Origin of the sequence: Microcystis sp. M090S1, assembly GCF_020246295.1 — a bacterium.
Taxonomy (GTDB): domain Bacteria; phylum Cyanobacteriota; class Cyanobacteriia; order Cyanobacteriales; family Microcystaceae; genus Microcystis; species Microcystis aeruginosa.
In genome coordinates this window covers 1-4,466 of sequence record NZ_JADBTF010000483.1, presented here as the reverse complement: position 1 = coordinate 4,466, position 4,466 = coordinate 1, and the positions used below count along the sequence as shown (strand labels likewise).

The following is a 4,466-nucleotide window of genomic DNA, read 5'->3' as shown; positions in this document are numbered from 1 at the left end:
TAGGTTGGGTTGAAGCATGAAACCCAACGCCCGCTCATGGTACGCTACCGCTAACCCATCCTACAAATAATTGTGCATCCCTACTTAGGAATTGAGCAACTCCTCTAGGGGTTTGACAAAAACTACCGATTCTAGGTTGATAGCACCGTAAATATGGGGAAAGGTCTCTTTTTCTAGCTCTAAAGTGGCATTTTCTGGGTTAGGATGCTGGGGCTGCTCCCATTTGACCTGGGACTGCAATTGTTCGAGAGAAATGGCTAAAACCAGCAAGTCTGGCTGATTTTGATAAAAAGCGGCCACAACTTTCGGAATTTGGTCTAAGGTGGAGCAATGGATAAATCCCTCATTTTTTAGGGAATACGCCCGATATTCCCCCATTTCACGAGCTATTTGCCAACCTCTTTCTGTAGTAATGTGATAGATCATCGGTTCGCCTCCTACTGTCACTTTATCCCTAATTTTAGGATATAGCCTGAAGCTGTCAGCAGCCCTCAATTCTCTTAAACTAGGGTTTGCTGAAAAAGTTTGTTGGTGGGGTTAGGAGTCAGTAGCCGGTCGTCAGGAGTCGGGAGCCGGTCGTTTCAGGCTTTGTTGCCCTCTCTTTCTGTACCATTTTTGTACTAAAAAAAGGATAATGCAAGGTTTTTGAGGATCTCAATCCGATTTTCGCAGCATGAACATCGGGTTTTAACAGGTCAAAAGCCTTATTTTAAAAAGGTTTTACCATTATTCAGCAAACCCTTTATAGTCTCCTTTTACCTGATATTAACCATTTCCCCTTAAAATGAGCTTACCGAGGCAATAACTGCAAAAATCTATGCTAGATAAAATATTTACTCCCAATCCCTACGCTGAAAAACCCGCTCCTCTGCGTCCTCGCAAGGGGGTAATTATCGGTGTTGGTCAGGTGGGGATGGCCTGCGCTTACTCGATGTTAATTCAAGACTGTTTTGATGAATTAATTCTGCAAGATATCGCCACGGATAAAGTCGAAGGGGAAGTGATGGATTTAAGGCACGGAATGCCTTTTATTGAACCCACAGACTTGAAAATGGGAACCGTGGCCGATGTGGGACAAAATGCCGATGTGGTGATTATTACTGCTGGGGCCGCCCAAAAAGAGGGAGAAACCAGATTACATCTCCTTGAGCGAAATGTGGCGATTTTTCGCCGTATTCTGGAGGATGTGGCTGTTTACTGCCCCAGTGCTTTGATTTTGGTGGTGAGTAATCCCGTCGATATCATGACCTATGTTACCCTGAAAATCACCCATTTTCCGCCCTCTAGGGTGATTGGTTCGGGTACGGTGCTAGATTCTGCCCGTTTACGCTCTCTTTTATCCACCCAACTCCATGTAGATGCGCGTAACGTCCACGCTTATATTATCGGTGAACACGGGGATAGTGAGCTTGCTGTGTGGAGTTCGGCTAATATCGGAGGAGCAAGGTTATTAGAAGGAGATTGGCAGGATTTAAGCGCGGCCGACCAAGAAAGCTTAACAGAAATTTTTCTTCAGGTTAAAAACGCCGCCTATGAAATTATCAAACGCAAGGGTTATACTAGCTATGCGATCGGTTTAGCTACCACAGATATCGTTAAAGCGATTTTACGTTCCCAAGAAAGAATTCTGACTATTAGCACTCTCCTCGATGGTCAATACGGTCTCAAAGATGTGTGTTTAAGTATTCCCTCGGTGGTTAACGAGAAAGGAGTGATTAAAACTCTGAATCTTGCTCTCAGTCCCAGAGAAACGGAACAGTTACATAATTCGGCCAAAATTATGCGCGATTTAATCGATCAACTCAAAATTTAACTTAGGGTTGGCTGAATAAATCTAAAAACCTTGTTGGCTAAGATTTTTAGATTTTTTTGCCCTCAAAAAGTGCCGAACATAAGAGCGATCAAGGGGAAATTTTAGGCACTTTTTCCCCGAAAATTAGGTAATTGTGGGGTGGACTGAAGCAATTAGTGCTAGACTTCCCGAAAAGTCTATTTTATTGCAGCTTGTTGTTAGGAATCTACTTAAAAGAGTTTGTTTAATCTGGCTAATATGCTCTTGGGTATGATATGCGGAAAAGTTCCGGCGATGGCCCTAAAATGGGGTGATATGCCGAGAGTTTTTACATATCGTTACTCTCAGCAGTGTTATTCGGAAAGTTTCTGTATAATCAATGGTTATGCAGCTCCTCCGTTGATGGAGTTGATGCTTGAGAACTTTTAGTTCGTCATCTAAGTTGATGGGTGTCACCTCTTGTTTGAATGCGAACCAGTAAGGAGTGAAATTAAGATCCATGGACTCTATTAAAGCCAACATGAAGAAGCAAAAGGGGGATGATCTAGAACGTGCAGTAAAACGTATAGAAGAAGCAATTCTCAAATATTCTTCAACACTAGACCCAGATAAGTTCGTTGTAGAAAACAAAAAAATTGTAATTGCTGAAGGTGTTCTGCATGAGATCGATCTATATGTTGAAGTTTCAGTAGCTCAAGGCTATAAAAGTAAATTCATCTTTGAGTGCAAGAATTGGAAGCAGAATGTAGGAAAAAATGAAATCATCGTTTTTTCAGAAAAGATTCAAGCAACATCCTCGCAGAAAGGCTTCTTCGTCGCCAGAGGATTTAGCAAGGGTGCTACTGCTCAAGCTGCAAAGGATGAACGCATCGAGTTACTTCTGGCATCAGACTTTCCTCTCGATTATCCACGAATGCTAGTCACAGGTAGAAGTGGGTTTAATGGAGACATAAAATTGACAAAACGTTCCGCTATTGGCAAGATAGACCCCTCTTTTATGACAATTGACATATCAACAGCAAAAGCTATCTTCAATGGAAATGAGATAGATCTGTACGAATTTTTAGGTGAAGAGTCAAACCAAGGCTTTGATGAGGCATTGAAGCAAATTGATACCACGAAGCTAGATCCAGGAGCATACCCAATACAATTTCAGATAACGATGGTACTTCCCGAAAACCAGTTGCTCGTGAACGGTGATGATATTGCCAAAATTCATTTAGATGTTTCGGTTGAATTACTAATACATAAGCCACGAGTTATTCACCACTTTGCCATAGAAGGTCGTGGCAAATATATAGAGTTAGAGCCTTATGACTATGGCACAGGACATGGAGAATTAATAATTACACTTGCTGCACCATTGGAAAATGATGTTACTCTTGAAAGAAACTGACTGCTGCATAACAATCCGCTTGCACACCGACCGTATCAAGTTAGTTGGTTGAGTGCGATGCCGAAGGCACTGCGTAGCAGCACGCCGCTCTGGTAGTTAATGAAATGTAACGCACCTCTTTTTTCTCTAGCCGTAGTACCATGCTCATTCATTGAAGCAAGTGATTGTAAGCTAACGGGGTTTTTTGATTTTTGAAAAGGCGATCGTTAGTTACCGTCCTGACTTAAAAAATAGCCAACTGCACGCTGAAGCTGTTCCATCCCTTGTTGCAGTTGGTCAATACGAGCCTTAGATTCCTCCATTTGTTGAGCAGTAGCTTCCACAAACCGATCAATACGCCGATTCGTTGCCTCACTGATTGCTGCTAATCTGTCAATATTGCTTTCTATTCGCTCTATTCGCTGCTGACTTGCCTCTAGACTGGCTTCAATACGGTCTAACCGAGAACTTTGCCACCACATTTAGTTAACACCTTGAAAATAAGCGATTATTGTCCTCAGTTTAGCAAATCTTTAGACAAATTAATCTCTTTTCATAGGGCGATCGCTTGAGGTGAAACTGCGATCGCTGGTTGCTTAGTTAATGAAATGTAACGCACCTCTTTTTTTCTAGTTAAACTATTTTTGACTAATCTCGAATGCTAAGTCGTATCTGTAAAAACAGACATCAAAGGCAAGAAAGAAGTTCATCTGTCCTAGTATTAGCGGCGCATATTTATCTTGTGTCCAAGCAAAGGCTAAATCTACGGTGGGGAATTGCTCAACAGTAGCTTTAACAACCAATGCACCAGCTTCAAATCTAGCTAAATTACCTCCTAATGGCAGAGATAGCCTTTGGTTTTCCCAGACTGCACCTAAAGCTAAACCCATTTCATAGGGCAACACATTAACACTAGAGCCAGTATCCAAGAGACCCGAAACATTCAAGGATTGACTTTGATAAGTTAATGTCAATGTTGACAATCCCGTCGCTAAAAGCGAGGGATTCTTGGTTCACTGACTCAAGTTGTCTTAGCAGGTATTTCTACCAACCAAAATAGAGCTTAAATCTCCCCAAGCGTTTAGGTCTGACGACCAGCTTCCGATATGCCCTATCGTAGCTTTTTTGAGTATATTCAAGGCCGCCATTTTGTCTCTATCTTCCACATATCCGCAGGAACAAACATGAGTTCTGACTGATAGAGACTTTTTGACTAACCGACCACAATTAAAGCATTCTTGGCTAGTATAGGCTGGATTAACTGCAATAGTTAATCGGCCGTATTTAATGCCAAAATAC

6 protein-coding genes are annotated in these 4,466 nt (G+C 41.9%); 2 read left to right on the top strand and 4 right to left on the bottom strand.

Annotation, left to right across the window (positions count from 1 at the left end):
* Nucleotides 1-84: 84 nt before the first annotated feature.
* Nucleotides 85-426 (bottom strand): DUF952 domain-containing protein, encoded by a 342-nt coding sequence (locus IM477_RS21285; RefSeq protein WP_287733368.1) that lies wholly within the window; start codon nt 424-426, stop codon nt 85-87.
* A gap of 391 nt (nt 427-817) precedes the next feature.
* Here IM477_RS21285 and IM477_RS21280 point away from each other — a divergent pair, with 391 nt between their 5' ends.
* Entirely contained in the window at nt 818-1,813 is a 996-nt protein-coding gene (locus IM477_RS21280) for an L-lactate dehydrogenase (RefSeq protein ID WP_002803774.1), read from the top strand.
* A 478-nt stretch (nt 1,814-2,291) separates the two neighbouring features.
* A complete protein-coding gene (locus IM477_RS21275) occupies nt 2,292-3,188 on the top strand; it encodes a restriction endonuclease (protein WP_002803771.1) in 897 nt (298 codons plus the stop codon).
* A 206-nt stretch (nt 3,189-3,394) separates the two neighbouring features.
* On the opposite strand, the gene IM477_RS21270 is transcribed toward IM477_RS21275, so the two are convergent.
* The 3 genes from IM477_RS21270 to IM477_RS21260 all read right to left on the bottom strand — a co-directional run.
* The gene (locus IM477_RS21270; RefSeq protein WP_002755102.1) at nt 3,395-3,649 is read right to left on the bottom strand and encodes a hypothetical protein; all 255 of its coding nucleotides are present in this window, start codon (nt 3,647-3,649) and stop codon (nt 3,395-3,397) included.
* 156 nt (nt 3,650-3,805) lie between these two features.
* Nucleotides 3,806-4,150 (bottom strand): pepsin/retropepsin-like aspartic protease family protein, encoded by a 345-nt coding sequence (locus tag IM477_RS21265; RefSeq protein WP_041803699.1) that lies wholly within the window; start codon nt 4,148-4,150, stop codon nt 3,806-3,808.
* A gap of 48 nt (nt 4,151-4,198) precedes the next feature.
* Nucleotides 4,199-4,466 (bottom strand): zinc ribbon domain-containing protein (locus IM477_RS21260; protein WP_287733367.1); only part of this gene is annotated, 268 nt, incomplete at its 5' end.

Coding starts and splice junctions, on each gene's coding strand:
- IM477_RS21270 (WP_002755102.1), bottom strand. CDS start 3,649: ATGTGGTGGCAAAGTTCTCGGTTAGACCGTATTGAAGCCAGTCTAGAG.
- IM477_RS21275 (WP_002803771.1), top strand. CDS start 2,292: ATGGACTCTATTAAAGCCAACATGAAGAAGCAAAAGGGGGATGATCTA.
- IM477_RS21285 (WP_287733368.1), bottom strand. CDS start 426: ATGATCTATCACATTACTACAGAAAGAGGTTGGCAAATAGCTCGTGAA.
- IM477_RS21280 (WP_002803774.1), top strand. CDS start 818: ATGCTAGATAAAATATTTACTCCCAATCCCTACGCTGAAAAACCCGCT.